General features: G+C 46.1%; 19 protein-coding genes and 1 tRNA gene. 2 read left to right on the top strand and 18 right to left on the bottom strand.

The annotated features are described in order from the left end of the window. Positions 1-2: 2 nt before the first annotated feature. The 6 genes from rrp42 to psmA are packed head-to-tail and all read right to left on the bottom strand — an operon-like array spanning position 3 to position 4,043. Positions 3-863, bottom strand: a complete 861-nt coding sequence (gene rrp42, locus OWQ48_01565; protein MCY0867909.1) for an exosome complex protein Rrp42 — start codon at positions 861-863, stop codon at positions 3-5. A gap of 19 nt (positions 864-882) precedes the next feature. Beyond that, positions 883-1,614 carry an exosome complex exonuclease Rrp41 gene (gene rrp41 / locus OWQ48_01560; GenBank protein MCY0867908.1) on the bottom strand — a complete coding sequence of 244 codons (732 nt, stop codon included), beginning with the start codon at positions 1,612-1,614 and terminating at the stop codon, positions 883-885. A gap of 1 nt (position 1,615) precedes the next feature. Next, positions 1,616-2,323: an exosome complex RNA-binding protein Rrp4 gene (gene rrp4 / locus OWQ48_01555; GenBank protein MCY0867907.1), complete on the bottom strand. Its 708-nt coding sequence runs from the start codon at positions 2,321-2,323 to the stop codon at positions 1,616-1,618. Between the two features lie 13 nt (positions 2,324-2,336). Next, positions 2,337-2,501 carry a hypothetical protein gene (locus tag OWQ48_01550; GenBank protein MCY0867906.1) on the bottom strand — a complete coding sequence of 55 codons (165 nt, stop codon included), beginning with the start codon at positions 2,499-2,501 and terminating at the stop codon, positions 2,337-2,339. 9 nt (positions 2,502-2,510) lie between these two features. After that, complete coding sequence (locus OWQ48_01545; GenBank protein MCY0867905.1) at positions 2,511-3,206, bottom strand: ribosome assembly factor SBDS; 696 nt, start codon at positions 3,204-3,206, stop codon at positions 2,511-2,513. Positions 3,207-3,248: 42 nt separating this feature from the next. Continuing rightward, complete coding sequence (gene psmA, locus OWQ48_01540; GenBank protein ID MCY0867904.1) at positions 3,249-4,043, bottom strand: archaeal proteasome endopeptidase complex subunit alpha; 795 nt, start codon at positions 4,041-4,043, stop codon at positions 3,249-3,251. A 251-nt stretch (positions 4,044-4,294) separates the two neighbouring features. Between psmA and OWQ48_01535 the strand changes: the two genes are divergently transcribed. Next, positions 4,295-4,379, top strand: a tRNA-Leu gene (locus OWQ48_01535). Positions 4,380-4,402: 23 nt separating this feature from the next. Here OWQ48_01535 and OWQ48_01530 read toward each other — a convergent pair. The 4 genes from OWQ48_01530 to OWQ48_01515 all read right to left on the bottom strand — a co-directional run bounded on the left by OWQ48_01530 (position 4,403) and on the right by OWQ48_01515 (position 6,741). Continuing rightward, positions 4,403-4,897 carry a ribonuclease P gene (locus OWQ48_01530; protein MCY0867903.1) on the bottom strand — a complete coding sequence of 165 codons (495 nt, stop codon included), beginning with the start codon at positions 4,895-4,897 and terminating at the stop codon, positions 4,403-4,405. 73 nt (positions 4,898-4,970) lie between these two features. Next, positions 4,971-5,582, bottom strand: coding sequence for a ribonuclease P (locus OWQ48_01525; protein ID MCY0867902.1), 612 nt, complete (start codon positions 5,580-5,582; stop codon positions 4,971-4,973). 32 nt (positions 5,583-5,614) lie between these two features. Further along, positions 5,615-6,103, bottom strand: a complete 489-nt coding sequence (locus OWQ48_01520; protein ID MCY0867901.1) for an exosome protein — start codon at positions 6,101-6,103, stop codon at positions 5,615-5,617. Further along, positions 6,070-6,741, bottom strand: coding sequence for a 50S ribosomal protein L15e (locus OWQ48_01515; protein MCY0867900.1), 672 nt, complete (start codon positions 6,739-6,741; stop codon positions 6,070-6,072). Before OWQ48_01515 ends, OWQ48_01520 begins: the two co-directional genes overlap by 34 nt. Positions 6,742-6,855: 114 nt before the next feature. Between OWQ48_01515 and OWQ48_01510 the strand changes: the two genes are divergently transcribed. Next, positions 6,856-8,109, top strand: coding sequence for a redox-regulated ATPase YchF (locus OWQ48_01510; GenBank protein MCY0867899.1), 1,254 nt, complete (start codon positions 6,856-6,858; stop codon positions 8,107-8,109). A 67-nt stretch (positions 8,110-8,176) separates the two neighbouring features. Here the strand turns inward: OWQ48_01510 and OWQ48_01505 are convergent, their stop codons facing one another. The 8 genes from OWQ48_01505 to OWQ48_01470 form a co-directional block, all read right to left on the bottom strand. Beyond that, positions 8,177-8,578, bottom strand: coding sequence for a DUF2095 family protein (locus OWQ48_01505; protein ID MCY0867898.1), 402 nt, complete (start codon positions 8,576-8,578; stop codon positions 8,177-8,179). A gap of 26 nt (positions 8,579-8,604) precedes the next feature. Further along, a complete protein-coding gene (locus OWQ48_01500) occupies positions 8,605-9,867 on the bottom strand; it encodes a sugar phosphate nucleotidyltransferase (GenBank protein ID MCY0867897.1) in 1,263 nt (420 codons plus the stop codon). Positions 9,868-10,042: 175 nt separating this feature from the next. Next, positions 10,043-10,672 carry a 30S ribosomal protein S3ae gene (locus OWQ48_01495; protein MCY0867896.1) on the bottom strand — a complete coding sequence of 210 codons (630 nt, stop codon included), beginning with the start codon at positions 10,670-10,672 and terminating at the stop codon, positions 10,043-10,045. Positions 10,673-10,734: 62 nt separating this feature from the next. After that, the gene (locus OWQ48_01490; protein MCY0867895.1) at positions 10,735-11,013 is read right to left on the bottom strand and encodes a KEOPS complex subunit Pcc1; all 279 of its coding nucleotides are present in this window, start codon (positions 11,011-11,013) and stop codon (positions 10,735-10,737) included. Beyond that, complete coding sequence (locus tag OWQ48_01485) at positions 10,998-12,149, bottom strand: phosphoesterase (GenBank protein ID MCY0867894.1); 1,152 nt, start codon at positions 12,147-12,149, stop codon at positions 10,998-11,000. The genes OWQ48_01490 and OWQ48_01485 overlap by 16 nt, the downstream gene beginning before the upstream one ends. Before the next feature lie 97 nt (positions 12,150-12,246). Continuing rightward, positions 12,247-14,469, bottom strand: a complete 2,223-nt coding sequence (locus OWQ48_01480; protein MCY0867893.1) for an alkaline phosphatase family protein — start codon at positions 14,467-14,469, stop codon at positions 12,247-12,249. Positions 14,470-14,575: 106 nt separating this feature from the next. Continuing rightward, on the bottom strand, positions 14,576-15,139 hold the full coding sequence (locus tag OWQ48_01475; protein ID MCY0867892.1) for a hypothetical protein: 564 nt from the start codon (positions 15,137-15,139) through the stop codon (positions 14,576-14,578). A gap of 186 nt (positions 15,140-15,325) precedes the next feature. Next, on the bottom strand, positions 15,326-15,752 hold a 427-nt coding region (locus OWQ48_01470; protein ID MCY0867891.1), incomplete at its 5' end, for a C69 family dipeptidase.

Genomic DNA, 15,752 nt, shown 5'->3' with positions numbered 1-15,752 from the left:
CCCTACTCGAATGCTAATGGCTTCATGTATTCCTCAGGGTTATTTAATACTTTCCTCATTAAATCTATGAGCTCCCTACCCTTGGATACCGCTGTATCTACAGCATTCTCGAGAACCCTCCTCGATAAACCAGTTAAACCCCTCTTCTGTATCCCACAGATCCTTCCAGCTTCATCTACAGCTATTGTGATGAACGAGTCAAGGACAGCCTCCTCTTCTAGTAAGGGGTCTACTACCACGGTGTCACCATAGATCCCCATTGTTACTGTTGCAACAAGAGTGTTTACTGGTAGCTTACCAGTTGTCTCATTATAGTCAACTCGGTAGCCGTCTTCAGTTTTGATAGCTTTAGGTATTCTAGCAGATGCTAAGGCCAGCATAGATGCCAGCATGCTTGCATCAATAATATTGCCTTGATGATCTAGCAGGTATATATCGTTGAAGATAACCCACACTGTTCTCCCTGCCTCTAAGACTAGATCTTCTAGTTTCACAGCCTTCGGTTCTCTTAGGGATCTATCGATTACTCTAGCTACTTCAATCGAGTTCTCGTCCGGAGGCCCGGGCTCGAAGGATGATGATGCTAGTGGAACAAACTCCGCGTGCACCTGGAGGACTCCCTCGTTCGGCCGGTCCTCGAAGGGTTCTCCCAGCTCTAGTTTAACGCCTACTAGTACTTGGGTGCCGCCGAGTCTTACCAGGGAGCTACCTGAAGCCTTAGGTATTGGGTTTAATATTACATCTATCCGCCTGTAGTCGCTTAACCCTCTCCCATCTACTCTCTCACCCTTCCTCAGGGATCTCAGTATGTTTTCAACCTGCGACCGCGGTAATAGGGGTTCCCTGCTTGGTGTGACACTCATTTAAACCACCATGGAGTGTTCAGCTTACTGCTTCAAGCATCTTTAAATACCTGCTGGAAATAGCCTCCTTGGCAACCTTGTATATTTCCTCTACTCCTTTGAAAGCCATATCCAAAGCCTGCTTAAGTTCATCTCTCGTTAAAACACCATTCAGCTGGAATAATACTATTTCACCTAAGTTGGGAGCTATACCCACTGGTAGATCAGCCTCCCCGTACTCGTCTTCTACCTCGTTGATATCTAAGACTAGCACGCCGTTAACCTTACCCACTGCGACACCTATCGCTAGATCCTTCATTGGTATCCCTGCATCGGCTAGAGCGAGTGACGCTGCTGTTAGCCCGGCTGTCCTCGTGCCTCCATCAGCCTGCAGTATCTCTATGAATACATCTATGCTGGCCCTCGGGAACTGGGATGTAAATACAAGGGATTCAAGGGCTTCACGTATAACCTTAGATAGCTCTATCTCCCTTCTAGTTGGCGCTGGTGACTTACGCTCGGTTGTTGAGAATGGAGCCATATGGTATCTTACTCTCAGTACTGCTCTATCAGGTAGGCTTATATGCTTGGGTAAAGCCTCCCGTGGACCATAAACGGCTGCTAAAGCCTTTGTACCACCGTACTCGACGAGAGCACTTCCATTAGCGTTTCTTAACACTCCGATCGCTATTCTTATGGGGCGGAGCTCGTCTGGTCTCCTCCCATCAATTCTTAAACCATCCTCTCTAATTAGTACTGGCTTACCGCTCATACTACCCCCTCAACTTAGACTCTAGAGTAGACCGCACCTCCTCGGTGAGACCACGTATATGCGCCTTTAACTCAATAAGCTTTATCGTGTCTATTAAAACCTTAGTAGTGTATTCATCCTTACACTTCAACCATACATAACCATTCTGAGCTATTGTTATATCACAACCTGTTGTAGAGGTGAGAATATTATACATGCTACCCCTCCTCCCAATTAAACGTGCTACCTTGCTTGGTTTAACCTCAACGACAACACCCTCTGTGATCTTCCCTAAACCTTTCCCCCTAGTGGTTAAAACAGGGTCTCTCGTTCTATCGAATACGGCTATTTTAGCTAGAACGTAGTCGCCTATATCTAGATAGTTCTTTAAGTTGTGGATTATAGGATTGAACCCCTCTACGACATCCTGTCCTGGGAGAACAGCCTTGTAGGGGGCTCTTATATCAACACTCCATGCTGTCACGCCTATCCCGCTTATAACTCCAATGACTAGGTCATCTTTTCTAGGGTAATATACGCCTTCAAGAGGTATCACGTTTAAATCCTCGTTTTCAACGTAGACTATGCCGAGGACATCGCTTATCACTTTATTACCGATCACATATACGTGCTTCTCGGGATACCTCTTTAACTCGCTAACGCTTTCATTAAGTATGGCGAGGCAGTCGCCGGGCCGCACTAGCTGTCTATCAGCTACTAGGATCTTCAATGGAAACCACCATTTAAATCCCATAAGTGTATTTAGTGTGAAGAGGCTTTAATCCTGTTAAGCAGAGCTGTGCGACTACTTCACTTACCAGCAGTAGTAGAGTTATCATTAAGCTTGAAGAAAACACGGCTACTCTTACCCATGCTTCTCTAATTGTTGATATTACTGCTTGAAGCATTAAAACTATTCACCCGACGCTTAGTATCTTGACTTCACCACTACCCTTACTTAAAGCGTTAACTTTATCTATCAGCTCCTGTTGCAGTCCTGCAGGTATCTCTATCTCAGCGTACAGGCTGCCATCCTCACGCCACTGAGTCTTCTTCACGACTCCAATGGATTGAAGCTGCCTGAATGCTCTAGAAGCGTACTCTCCAGGTATTCTCACAGCTACATAGGCCTTCGCGATCTTTATTGGTATTACTCTAGCTAGCTGGGAGACCACGTGCTCTAACTGTTGTTCAGCAGGCTTGTATGGATCTATGGATACTCTAGCCTGCTCCATGGCTAGCTCCAATCTCTTCACTGGGATTGGAAGCTTTGTTTTAGGGTCAATAGCGTTTCTAGCGATCAGGTTGAGTACCTGCATCTTCTTCTCTTCTATAATCCTTCTTCTCTGCTCAGCTGTTAACTGCAGCTCACCATGCTTTATGACTTCTAGGGCGACTACTCTAGGGTCATCTGTTCCAAAGACTTCTCTCATGGATTCCGGGGATGCCTTCAACCCTTTTCTTACATCTTTGTAGACGAAGTCTCCTGCAAGCACATCGTCAATGTTAACCTGCTTCCCCTCCTTAATCTTGAGGGCTAGCTCTGGATCCACGAGGACCTCGAATCTATGCCCTTTAGACTCGTAGCGTGCGATGACAAGTTTATCTTTCACGGTTTAAAATCCCCCTATGAGTAAATGTAAGCGGTAAGTTTCCTACTGGCTCTTTAATTTGCCTTCTTTTTCGAGCTCCTCTATGAGCATCCTAATATCTTTCTCCGAGAGTATCTTGAATTGTTTAGATTCAACGTCGACATACCCGATCTCCATGTAGCTCTCGTAGGGTCTAGCCTCAACTATTCCTGCTAGAGTCTGGACGGCAAGCTTCAGGGATTCACGGGTGTCAAGATTGTACGAGTAGTTCTTCTCGAGGAATTCAAGTACTACATTACTCTTCTCTCCTATTGCTGTAGCATAGTAGCTGAGATACCTGCCACTAGGCTCAGTCATATAGAGCTGTGTCCCCCCGTCATCTACTCCAGCGAAGATCATTGCAACTCCGAAAGGTCTTACACCAGCATGCTGAGTGTAAGCCTGCTTGAAATCACATACCAGCTTCGTAATGTACTCCACAGGTGCCGGCTCATCATAGTAGAATCTATGTAGTAGTGCCTGGCTTATAGCATAACTTACAAGGATTCTTCCATCACCAGCCATCCCAGCGTAGCTGGCTCCTATGTGGTCATCCACCTTGAAGATCTTCTGGACAGTCTTTTCATCTACAAGCGATGTGATCTTCCTCTTCTCGGCTGCTACGATCGCAGCACTCTTAGTTCTCAAGCCTATAGTAGTCCACCCTCTCCTTACAGCCTCGAACGCATATTCTACCTGGTATATTCTCCCGTCAGGCGAGAATATTGTTATCGCCCTATCATACGCTGCAGCCATGGAGAAACCCATGCTTCTACACCACTCTCCAGTTCCTAGCATCTCCTTAATGCAGCCAGGCATTTTTAACCTTGAGAAAGATGCAGGCACATTAATTAAGGGAGTCTAGTAATCACTAAGACCTTGATGATGAAGCCGCTCCAGAATGACCTGTGATTGCTTCGCGACGATCTGACTTTAACTGCAGGCTCGAAGCCCGCTACAGCTAGAGTGCACTAACCCTACAAGAATGAATATATTGTTAATCTAGACCCGTGGTCTTAAACCAGGAGTAAAAATTTAATGCCCTGATCCAAGTATGATTTGATACGAATGCGGGGGTGCCCGAGCTTGGCCAAAGGGGGCGGACTTAAGATCCGCTGGCGTAGGCCTGCGTGGGTTCAAATCCCACCCCCCGCACCTCACTACGGTTGCTAGCTGTATCACCCGGCTTCAACGGCTTCTCTACACTTCTTTAGTGTTCCACAAGTCCTTAACGGTATCACAATGCATTTTGCATCACCGATCGATTTGAGCAAGCCTAGTACTGCTACAGCGTGATCTCGGTAGAGATGGCTAACTCTTACTATTCCTCTCTGCTCTTCCTCCAAGAATAAGATTAGCTGGGGTGAAGCCTTGCTGAGAGTGCTTTCACCGAAGTACCTAGCGAAGACTTCAGTGAAAGTTTTCTCGAAGGCTCTCCTACTAACAGGCTTACTACATGACAGCGTGAAGGCTATATAGCGTTTCCTCAATTTAATAGGCTTCCCCTCTCTCTCAGCCTCAGCAAGCGCGCGGCTGGCTTTCAGCACGCTGCCGGCCTTCCTGTACGCTTTAATAGCTAAGACTAGCGAGAAGAGGGATAAGGCGAGCACTGCAATTACTAGTCCTTCTAGAGTGTCCATGGAGTCCAGTCCACCTGTATTAACTAGAATCAATATTAGCGGATAGAGATTTATGGAGCCATCATTAATCATGTAAGAGACTAGTATATTAAATACCTCGATGGCTCTACCGAACAGTATTATTGCGGATAGTAGTCTTGGAAGCCATGATCTGGGCTGGCGTGGCTGTAATGGACATTAAAGCCTTGGTTTCCGGTATATCGTAGGCTACTTTAAGGAAGCTTACTATTACACGAGGATGGAGAAGATCCCACCAGTCCTCAGCTCCGGAGCCTACTACTAGTTGCACGCCCATTCTAACAGCTAGATTCAGCCTCCTATAGAATCTACCGCCTTCACTCCCACTGAGAGAAGTAAGATCCCTCATGGATACTTCAAGCGGCTTCCTATAGATCTTCATGGTTCTAAACTGCTTCTTATCGAATAGCTCTAAGTTCTCACCAGTCATCATAATTGAATCTATCCTTCCATCGTGAGAACTCCATCTCGCAGTGCTGACTGTTAACGGCACTATTGAAACGTAGCCTTGAAGGTCTCCTGCAAGTACCCTCTTGAGTTCACTGACACTTTCAGCCTTAACTACTACCCTCCCTACTGCTTTAACTCTCCCCGTGAAGCCGTTATGCATGCTACTACACGCTAAGTAGCTGTATCCAAGCCTCTCAGCTACTCTTAAAATCTGCTCGTTACACTTGGCAACATTTACATCGATGAACACTAAACCACCCTCGTATATTTCAACCCGTGTTGTTAAGGAGACTTCGAGGGGCTTGAAGCCACGCCTAGTTCCTCCAGGTACTCGAGTAGTCTTCCAGTATCTCTAACTCCCTTGAAGTGGACTACTATTTTAACTACATCATCGGAGTCTAGTAGTCTCGCTTTACCCATGAAGGCATCTTGCTTGCTGAACCTCAACGTTAACCTTCTTGCTTTTTGGTCGAAGCGTAAGTGTATTGAAACTCTTAGAATAGACTTGCTGGTTTCATCCATTATCGATGAAATATAACGTAAAACCTCCTCGCACTGCTCTAGTATTCTCGCTCTAAAAACTGTTATCCTGTTCCCATAGTATCCTGTAGTTGTTTCCTCAGTGAGTATAACCCCATCGCGTAGACTCGGGGGTAGAAGATTCAGTATAGAGGAGCGTACCCTCCCGCAATCCTCTGTTGCATGGCAGAATGCTGAGAGCTCAACAACATGTGGTGCTACTCCTCCTGCTTTCTCTCTACTACCTGCCATGGCTCGCGGGCTCCTCTACTGGCTTCGTGGCGCTTCTTCAGCTCTCTCTCCTTCTGCTTACGCTTCCACTTGTATTTAACCGTGCCTTTAAGTCCACGGCTCTTTCTCAATCCTCTCATCTTCTTGCCTGCGCTTGTAAGCCCTCTGAACACTCTACCTCTATGCTGAGGCTCACATATCCAGCCTACATCAGGATCGTTGCAGATTGATGGGTGGTGGGGGTCTACTAGTATTACTTCATACCAAATGTATCTTCCATCCTCGGCAACATAGTAGCTGTTGAGGACTTCGAGGCCGGGGAATTTTCTAGCCGCTCTCTCCTCAGCTATAAGCCTTGCGCTCTTAGCTGGAGAGTAGCCGTAGACACCCATTCTCTTAGGTCTTCTACCACTATCAGGTCTAGGCCTGTTCAAACCTCCTTTTCTAATTCTAACTCTCGCTATGACGAAGCCTACCTTAGCCTTATACCCTAGGGATCTCGCTCTATCTAGTCTTGAAGGCTTCTCCACTCTAACTACAGATGGCTCTCTCCTCCACTCTACTAACTTCTCTCTTAAGAGGTCTCTAAGCTCTCTATCCTCTCCACTCCAAGCCTTCCTCCAGGCCTCAGCTATATAGTGGTACATGCTTCTACTCATAATCAAACACCACTACTAGTGGCGCATGCGTTGCCAGCACTGGTGCCCTCAAATAGCAACTGCTGATTATAAATATTTCCATTCAGCTAGTATCGTGTATAGGGTTGAAGCCAGATGCCGCCACCAGAGATCCTGGTAGGTATTGTAGGTAAGACTAATGTCGGCAAGTCAACTCTCTTTGCAGCTCTAACAATGATACCAGTTAAGATTGCAGACCACCCTTTCACAACTATAGAGCCTAATATCGGTGTAGGATATGTGAGAGTCCGCTGCGCCCACGTCGACTTAGGGCTGCCAGCGTGCAACCCGCGTTCAGGCTTCTGTATCGCTGGTAACAGATTCATTCCTGTTAAAATAATAGATGTAGCTGGCCTCATACCAGGAGCAAGCAAGGGAAGAGGGCTCGGTAACAAGTTTATGGATGACTTAAGGCAGGCTGACGTGCTAATACATGTTGTAGATGCATCCGGCTCAACTGATCTAGAGGGTAATCCCCAGCCCCCTGGAACCCAGAATCCGGTTGAGGAAGCTGAGAGCATAGTCAACGAGATAAATGAGTGGTTCAAGAACACGGTTATACGTGTATGGGAGTCTAAGATCTCTAGATCTCTTCTCTCAGCTCAAGCCCCCTTGGACTTAATAGCTCAGAACCTCTCTGGGCTGAGCATTGGAAGGCATCACGTAGCTGAAGCTGTAAAGAGGGCGGGGCTTGAGGATAAGCCGCCTAAAGCGTGGAGTACAAGAGATGTAGAGGACTTCGCAGTTAAGCTGAGAGAAGTTAGTAAGCCGATCATCATAGCAGCTAATAAAGTAGACATACCAGTAGCCTTCGAATACGTAGGGGAGCTTAAAAAGAGGTTTGGTGAGGAGAATGTTGTACCTGTGAGCGCGCTAGGAGAGTACATTCTAAGAAAGGCTGCTTCTAGCGGGGTAATCGAGTACCTTCCAGGGGACTCATCCTTCACAGTTAAAGATGGATCAAAGCTAACAAGCGAGCAATTGAAGGCACTACGACTTGTAGAGAATAACGTCCTCAAGCGCTACGGTTCAACAGGTGTTCAAGAGCTTCTTAACACAGCTGTCTTCAGGAAGCTCGGGTTTATCGTAGTATACCCTGTTGAAGACGAGAACAAGTATACTGATCACTATGGAAACGTGCTTCCAGACGCATACTTAGTCCCCAAGGGTATTACTGCTAGAAAACTAGCTTACATGGTGCACACAGAGCTCGGCGAGAGCTTCCTCTACGCTATAGATGCAAGGAGTAAGAGGAGAATTGGGGAAAACCACATCCTGGGAGATGGAGATGTAGTGAAAATTGTAGCAGCTAAGTCTAAACCCAGAGCCCACTCTGAGAATGCAGGCTAGAATCTAACTTATTTGAGAGCTACTTTATGCTCCAGGATATCCCGCCAGCCAAGGACTCCAGGCTAGTTTAATCCTTCTCCTCGACGCGTGCTTCCAGGCCTGCATTACCCCTGAGGAGTCTATTCAGTGTCCTCCAGAACTTCCTAGCCTCCTTGTAGTAGTAGTCGTCCTCTTTTCTCCTCCCGAAGTATTCTAACCCTTTCTCTTCTAGAATTCTCCTAAGCCTTACTCCCTCTTCTACGCTCAGCTCTTCGTGTTTAACAAGGTAGTCGAGGACTTCTAGGGCTTCCTCTACAGTTTTACAGCGTCTTATGTAGTCTATTGCTGAAGGTAGATACCCCTTCCACGGGTCAATGTAGCTTGCATCAAAGATTATCTTCAAGTCTCCTTCGCCTTCACCGTCAAGTATCTCTCTAGCTAGATTCGGGTACTTCTCTTTGAAATCCTCTATTCTGTATGTTCTCGTCATCTCTCCTCCACTACACTTTAATCTAATTAATCCCGGCTTTTATTCCTACTCTCCCCGCTACCATAGTATATGGTGTTAGATTCAACATCCCTGTAGACTACTGTACCCGGCATGATCCAGGCGCCACTTCCAATCTTAACGCCTGGTGAGATCGATACGTTGACTCCTATTGATGCACGGGCCCCTATTACAGCTCCCATTTTAACTCTACCCGTGTCCTCGATGTGGTTCTCTATGTTCATTTTAATTGTAGCTCTATCAAATCTAAGGTTAGCTATGATTGTCCCAGCAGCTATGTTAACCTCCTCGCATATAATGCTGTCTCCTATGTAGGCGAGGTGTTTTGCTTTTACGTTCTCTAGTATCACGCTCTCCTTGACTTCAACACTGAATCCTATCTTCGAGCCGCTGCAGACTACGGTCCAAGGTCTTATCCTAGCACTCGGGCCTAGTTCAACGTTTCTATCAATGTATGCCGGCCCCTCTATTATCGTGAAGGGTTTTACTACCGCATCCTCCCCTATGTATACATCTCCAGTAATGTATACAGGCTCCACGATTGATCCCTTTATGATCCTTCCTTTTAATTCCTTTAGAGCCATCTTGTTAGCTTCAATAATGTGCCATGGCCTGCCGACATCTATCCAAGTTGACTCGGGTAGCTTGGCTACTCTCACTCTAATACCTCTTCGACTCATGTTATTTACGATATCAGTGAACTCTAGCTCGCCTCGCGGGCTGGGCTGTATATCACTGTTCTCCACGATATCTCTCACCTTCAACTTGTATATGCCGCTATTAACTAACCGTGATGGTGGTTGAAGCGGTTTTTCCACTATGGTCTTCAGGAACCCATTCTCCTCGACTATAACACCGTATTTCTCTGGATCGCTTACCTCGGCGGCGACGAGAACACTTCCTTCAATTCTGGCGATCTCTGGTATTACGTTTACAGAGGAGTAGATGTCGGAGTATACTATAACTACATCCTCATCGTGATCCAAGCCTTCAATCCCCTTTATAACAGCGTCTCCAGTACCTAAGGGCTTCTCCTGCTTAACAAACCTTACTTTGAATGGATGCTTGTAGCTTTCAACTAGGGTTCTAATAGCGGTATCCATGTATCCAACAACGATTACAACTTCATCTATCTCTCTAACTGAGGCGAGTCTCTCTAGATGCCAGAGTAGTAGGGGTTTACAGAGGACTGGGACTAAGGGTTTGGGGCGAGTCTCGGTCACAGGCTTCAGTCTAACACCGTTTCCAGCAGCTAGTATAACTGCCTTCAAAAATCCTCCCTCAGCTAGTATGTTCCTGCTGCTCGATAAAATATACTTAACGCTAAACTATCAAATAGTAGTATTCAAGTAAATCTACTACTAACTGTAGAACCAGACTACCCGATTCAAATAGTCTTCATGCTTATGGAAAAACCCAGCTACCCGAGGAGCGGGCGTGAGGCTTTCAGCCTAGCTGTGGTGTAGCAGCAGGCTTAGGCTCCACGGATACTGGCGGCGCTGCTAGCAGCTTCGACTTATATACTTCAACTCTTCTAATCGGGTATATTTTTCTCGCTAGCTCAGCTATCTCACTCGAGATCTTGTAGCTTAGTATCTCCTGGAGGAATTCGTCTAGTGTCAGCTCGCTCGCCTTCTTGAGTATGTACTCCCTCATAATCTTTCTGATAGCCTTCTTCTGGGTTGTCTTGCACCTATAACTTGTCAGCGCTATTATAGTTACACGTAGCTTGTATCCATCCTTGGTTGTCACGTCAACTATCCCCTGGATCTTGCTGCTCTTCCTTCTCACTAGGCTCTTAATGTAGTCTCTCGCTAGCTCGTGTCCTTTAAACCTTGTTAAAGCCTTGTTCCCTTCCACACTCGTGACCTGGAAGTATAATTTAACGTGGACTTGTGTTATATCACCGGTTATATCGTAGAGTGTTGTCTCAACAACTCTCCCGATCAGTTTCTCAGGGGTGTCGGCGGGGGTTGTAGCTACTACTATGCCGCCGAGTGATTGTGGGACTACTACATCATACCACTTCTTAAGCTTCCATTTATCTCTCACTACAGCTCTACGCCCTGAAGACATTTTAGTCAGCCTCTAACCATCTAAATCAGGCGGAGTAATGCCTTAAAGGGATATTTAAATTCTCAGGCAGTCCCCTCAATTACAGATTCAAGCATTGCCAGCAGGTTTAGTATCTCGCTGATTGTAGAGCGTGCTGTTTTAAAGGCACTGGAGAGTCCACCCTTGACGCTTACTTCAACCTTGTACAGGTTGCTGCTGATAGTCTCCGAGATCCTGATCTCCTCTCCAGCCTCCAGGTTATCTGGGTGTAGTGAGGAGTATACTGCTTCAACGAACTCTCGAGGACCGCTAATAGTTAAGCATGCTATGCAGGAATGCCGGTCTTCTACTTTACTACGCATAACTGCACCTCATCGCACCTAGCGTAAGCATCTTCTGGTTTAACACCGATTCTCAAGAGCTCTCTCAGCTCTGTCACCTTTACTCCTTCATGTAGTATTAGAACGGGCCTTCCCTGTGGTAGAGCGTTAAGATTACCTAGGATATCTGCAACTATCCCCGGTCTCTCGAAGAACTCTTCTACATCAATATACTCGCTTCTATCAGCCAGCCACTTCGGTATTGTTATTCCGAGCAAGCTAGATGCTTCCTCAATGTGTTCTTCGTAGACTGTAAGCATGGAGGGTATTAAGCTTGAATCAACACTGACCCCGATAACATATAGTGGGTTGCGTTTCTCTAAGCTGTTGAAGACTAAGAGGGCTCCCATAGCTTCACTTAACTGTAGCTTTAAACCCTCGAAGACCTCGCTGGATACTATGAAGTCGCCTAGCAGCTTGTTTGAAAGCTCTCCTACATTCACGTTTAGGACTCTAGCCAGCTCTCGCAGAAACTCAAGTAGCAGTATCATCTCCTTCTCGTTGGAGGCATCAAGCACCCTGAGCTCCTCGGGATTCCTCTTGAAGATCCTCTGGGTGATCTCTTTTATGGGTTCAATATTACCTGTTAAGCCAGGCATGAATGGAATAAGAGTTCTTTTAAGCGAGCGCGCTAACCCTAGTCTATCAACTCCCCACGCCCTCAGCATTGACGGGACTTCTACAAGCTTTTTACTGCTAATCAGCTCTCTTAGAATCCTGTCTTCAACACCCTTGAACTTACCTTCCCTAAAGACGTATAGATTCCTGTATAAGCCAGCAATTATAGCTAGTACTTTATCCCACCACTCGATCACAAATAAGTCGTCGAGCAAGCTGGCAATAATACCTGTAATAGAGCTCTCCCCCGTAAAAACTAGCGAGACCTGCCTGCTCCCGCTGACAGGCGGTAGATTCAAGAGAATTGATGGTTCATCCCTGTCATCTAGGAGCAACTTGGGATCCAGGGAAACCCTAGGCGACTTATTATGCTCTCTAAGAGTCTTCAAGAGAATGCTTGCAGCAATCAGAGAGTCGAGCGACGTATCGGGCACTATCCTTATCTTCTTCTCCTTAGTTAGCACTGAGACCAAGTCTCCTCCACTGGTAGCCTTACTCAACTCATCCACCAAGCATAATCTAAGAGACTACAGTCATTTAACCACATGAAACTAGAAAGTTAACGTGAGTAAAAAAAGCTGGAATAGAATAATAGGATTAGCGTTTCCTTAATAGCAGTCCTCCTAGAATAGCCCCGACTACTAGTGCTAGCACAACTACTAGTATAAGCGAGCTAGTATCAATAGTTTTAACAGTTAGCGTCGTGGTTTCAGTCTCCATTAAGGTTTCGGTTCTAACCTCGGTTACCTTTACAGTATTCGTTGAAGTTAACGTAGTAGTCGATACTCTAGTCTCCACTAAAGTTTTTGTTGCCGTCTCAGTAAATACTTCTGTAGTAGTTGTAGTCACTAGCCTTGGCCCTACTATAGGGAGAACAATGCCTGTAGCATTAAGGGGTGGTGCAATCCCTAGGATATATGCTATCGTTGGGGCTATACTCGTCGAGCTTATATAGCCTAAGCGTCCAGGAGTAATGGAGGATCCTATCGCACTAAATACTGCGAGTAGTTGAGGGTAGAATGGTAAGTCTGCATGTGTTCCAGTTATAGTTTTAAGTGGAATAGCAGGCGAGAATATTATGCCTTCACCACTACTCTTATTGATTACAAGGCTTGTAGAGGCAGAATAGCCTGGTCTCAGGCTGAACACCACGTCGCCTACGCGGTCACCGTAGAGTCCTAGTATCCTTGCCTCCTCTCTCCTCATGATTAACCCGAATACTGGTTCCCCGGTTTCCGGGTCTCTAATACTCGCCAGAGCAGACATTACTTTTCTGACAACATCCTCGTACTCCGACTGCCCTACGACCCTATTTTCTTCTCTATCCTTCAAGTTCACGAAGATCTGGTTTGAACCTGTGTAGTATGCTTTCACGGCACTCCAGAGTATATTGCCTTTTTCATCAACGCTTATCAATCCTGCATTATACAGTATACTGTTAATGTTAACCAGCTTTTTAACCGGCCACTGCCCGTGATCTGAGACTACTACCACCACGGTTTTACTGAGGTCGACGTTTTCAAGTATTGCCTTCAGGATCTCATCTGCCCACTGGTGGGCTCTTACTATATAGCTCCAGTATAAGCTAGCCTTGCTTTCATCGTAGTAGGGCATGCTAGGGTCAACTAGGCCTAGGAATTGATGGTAGACATTGTCTACTATAGGGGTGTAGCTCATTAGTAAATCCCACTCCGTATTCTTCAGCAGGTATAGCGTGAACTCCTTGAAGAACTCGTTAGTGTAGTGAACTGTCTCCATGTATGTCTCTGGATCAAACCACTCGTTTACAAGGCCGAACCAATCTCCATCCGTGATCATCCCGGTTTTCACGACCACGTTATTCCAGACCTTCCATGCTAGCTCGTAGTTGTTGAACCAGCTGCCGTTGAACGGCCTCATGAGGCTTCTATACAATCTGAAGTTCTCGAGACTCAAGTTCAATGCTTTAAACAGTGGAGCCACAATATACTTTACGCTTCCCACAGTTATGGTTGTATTTACAGGCTTACTCCACTCGCCCTCGCCAAGTACAGCTACAGCTTTACGTAGATCTTTCTCTAATGGCACAATAGCTACTTTATCAGGGTACCCGTCACCATTGATATCGGCTAGATACAGATACCACTTGTCGTCGCCCATAGGTATTTCCGCTTCAAGTGCAAGGCTTACTCCACCGAGTACATCGCTGACGCCACTCCAGTTCACCGCTTCCTTGAAGTTAACTACTCTGGCAGCCTTCACGCTGGAGTTGCTTGTGTACAGCGTGGAGTAGGATACTGGTATGAAGCTATCATAGGGATTGAATAGTATTGAAGTGTTAACTCTACTAGCCCAGTATGATGGAGTACTTTGAGGAAATGCAGCTACAACTGCCTTTAAGCCTTGACGTTCGAGAGTAGCCCATAGTGGTTCAGCTTGAAGATTGCTTCCATCGAACCCGGATACCACCTTGTTGACTGCTGTACCCGGCAAGTGAATATTATTGCCTGTAATACCGGTTGTACCTGGTGGAGCACCTGTAGATATAACTGCATGTGATACTGATGTCTCAGAGGGGAAGCTTACAATCATGCCTGCTGCTACAACAACATTCTCCATAACCTTCTTGAATCCGGGTAGCAGTCCCTCCTCTGCAAGCTTCATGGTATAATCTATGCGGGCAGCATCTATGCTTAACAAGACGACTTTCTCAGCGAATTTAACTCTACCTCCTACTCCACTAGCTGATGCAGGTGTTAGGGACGACGGTGCTATTACGAGCGAGGAGGTAAGGAGAGCTGCAATCAATATTAATGTAACTGCATTACCATGGAACTTCACGCTAGACTCCCCTTAAAACAAAGTCTAATGCTGAGTAATTATTAAGGTTGCTCTACTAGTTGAAAGCAGCCGTGTGGAGACATCAGCCGGCGTGAGAGTATTCCAGCTAGAAGCCTGCTTTCCCATCAGACTTCTTGAGTATAAGCGTGTGGAATGGATGCCTCCAGCAATACTTCCCGCTAATAGCTTTAGAAGCCTTTGTTAGTAGCTTGTTTTCAGCTTCTATCATGCTTTCTAGAATACTGTATGATTCGTCTTCTACGCATTTTCCCTCACTATACTCTAGTATCAACGGCTTCAAATATTCTTCCTCGATCCCTCGTACTCCATTAATATACTCTCGTACTACCTGGCTGTAATAGCATGACTGCAGGAGTGATTTAAGCCTTCTATGCACCCACCAGTAGTTTTCAGGATTATACTTGTTACTCGTCTCCTTGAAGCTTACGGGAGGATTAAAGCCGAAGGGTATGGGCTTATACGCTGAGAGACATGGGTACGGTGAAATAGATGCTAGGATTAATGGTTTACAGCCGGGTTTCAATGCCACGATCATTGATGCAGCAGTATGAGAGGGCCGCAGGAGACCTCCGTAATGCATGCATATATCCCTCGTGGATCCTCGTGCTGGATGGTAGGGTTCCCTGCTATGACTTCTCAATATACTCATGAAGTCCTCTACTGTGAGTTCCCCCTTCTTCTCTAAGAGCTTCGTGTACGTGAACCTTCTTCTCTCTCTTCCACGGGCAAGCCAGGTGTAGAGTCTATCACTATAACATTATTGAAAAGTTGAAGCCCTCCTTACTGCAATTGTATTTTTCTACTCCATGCTTTACTAGCTCCGGGGGGATAGATCCTAGTCATCGCTGATCGTTAACGCGTTGGAAGCGGAGTATACATCGCTTACTCTTTTAGCAGCCCAGAACTCACCGGCAGACTCAATAATCCATGCTTCACTAGAGTCCACTATCAGGTAGGAGTTGTGGTATCTAAAAGGCTTCTCATAGCTATAGTTTCCACCCTGTCCGGGACTCTCAGTTAACTCAATTACTACTTCTAAGGCCTCTCTAGCGCTACGGCTTCTCTCGAGAGTTAATCTAAGTATATCCATTCCAAGCAAGCCGCTATCCTTATAGGGTTCCCTAGTGAAAACCGCTACGTTACCCATTACTACTCCATGCTCATTAACTCCCATTTCAGCACCATAAGTCCACCATGGACGAGACAGTAGTACAGCGTAAGTCTCTTTGACATGCTTTACAAAGCCGCTGGTTGCTTTAACT

It is taken from the genome of Desulfurococcus sp., from assembly GCA_026626905.1.
Lineage (GTDB): Archaea > Thermoproteota > Thermoprotei_A > Sulfolobales > Desulfurococcaceae > Desulfurococcus.
Note: the sequence above shows the minus strand (reverse complement) of the source record. Positions and strands in the feature narration are given on the sequence as shown.

Coding starts and splice junctions, on each gene's coding strand:
- rrp42 (MCY0867909.1), bottom strand. CDS start 863: ATGAGTGTCACACCAAGCAGGGAACCCCTATTACCGCGGTCGCAGGTT.
- rrp41 (MCY0867908.1), bottom strand. CDS start 1,614: ATGAGCGGTAAGCCAGTACTAATTAGAGAGGATGGTTTAAGAATTGAT.
- OWQ48_01550 (MCY0867906.1), bottom strand. CDS start 2,501: ATGCTTCAAGCAGTAATATCAACAATTAGAGAAGCATGGGTAAGAGTA.
- psmA (MCY0867904.1), bottom strand. CDS start 4,043: ATGCCTGGCTGCATTAAGGAGATGCTAGGAACTGGAGAGTGGTGTAGA.
- OWQ48_01520 (MCY0867901.1), bottom strand. CDS start 6,103: ATGGCAGGTAGTAGAGAGAAAGCAGGAGGAGTAGCACCACATGTTGTT.
- OWQ48_01515 (MCY0867900.1), bottom strand. CDS start 6,741: ATGAGTAGAAGCATGTACCACTATATAGCTGAGGCCTGGAGGAAGGCT.
- OWQ48_01510 (MCY0867899.1), top strand. CDS start 6,856: ATGCCGCCACCAGAGATCCTGGTAGGTATTGTAGGTAAGACTAATGTC.
- OWQ48_01505 (MCY0867898.1), bottom strand. CDS start 8,578: ATGACGAGAACATACAGAATAGAGGATTTCAAAGAGAAGTACCCGAAT.
- OWQ48_01495 (MCY0867896.1), bottom strand. CDS start 10,672: ATGTCTTCAGGGCGTAGAGCTGTAGTGAGAGATAAATGGAAGCTTAAG.
- OWQ48_01490 (MCY0867895.1), bottom strand. CDS start 11,013: ATGCGTAGTAAAGTAGAAGACCGGCATTCCTGCATAGCATGCTTAACT.
- OWQ48_01475 (MCY0867892.1), bottom strand. CDS start 15,139: ATGAGTATATTGAGAAGTCATAGCAGGGAACCCTACCATCCAGCACGA.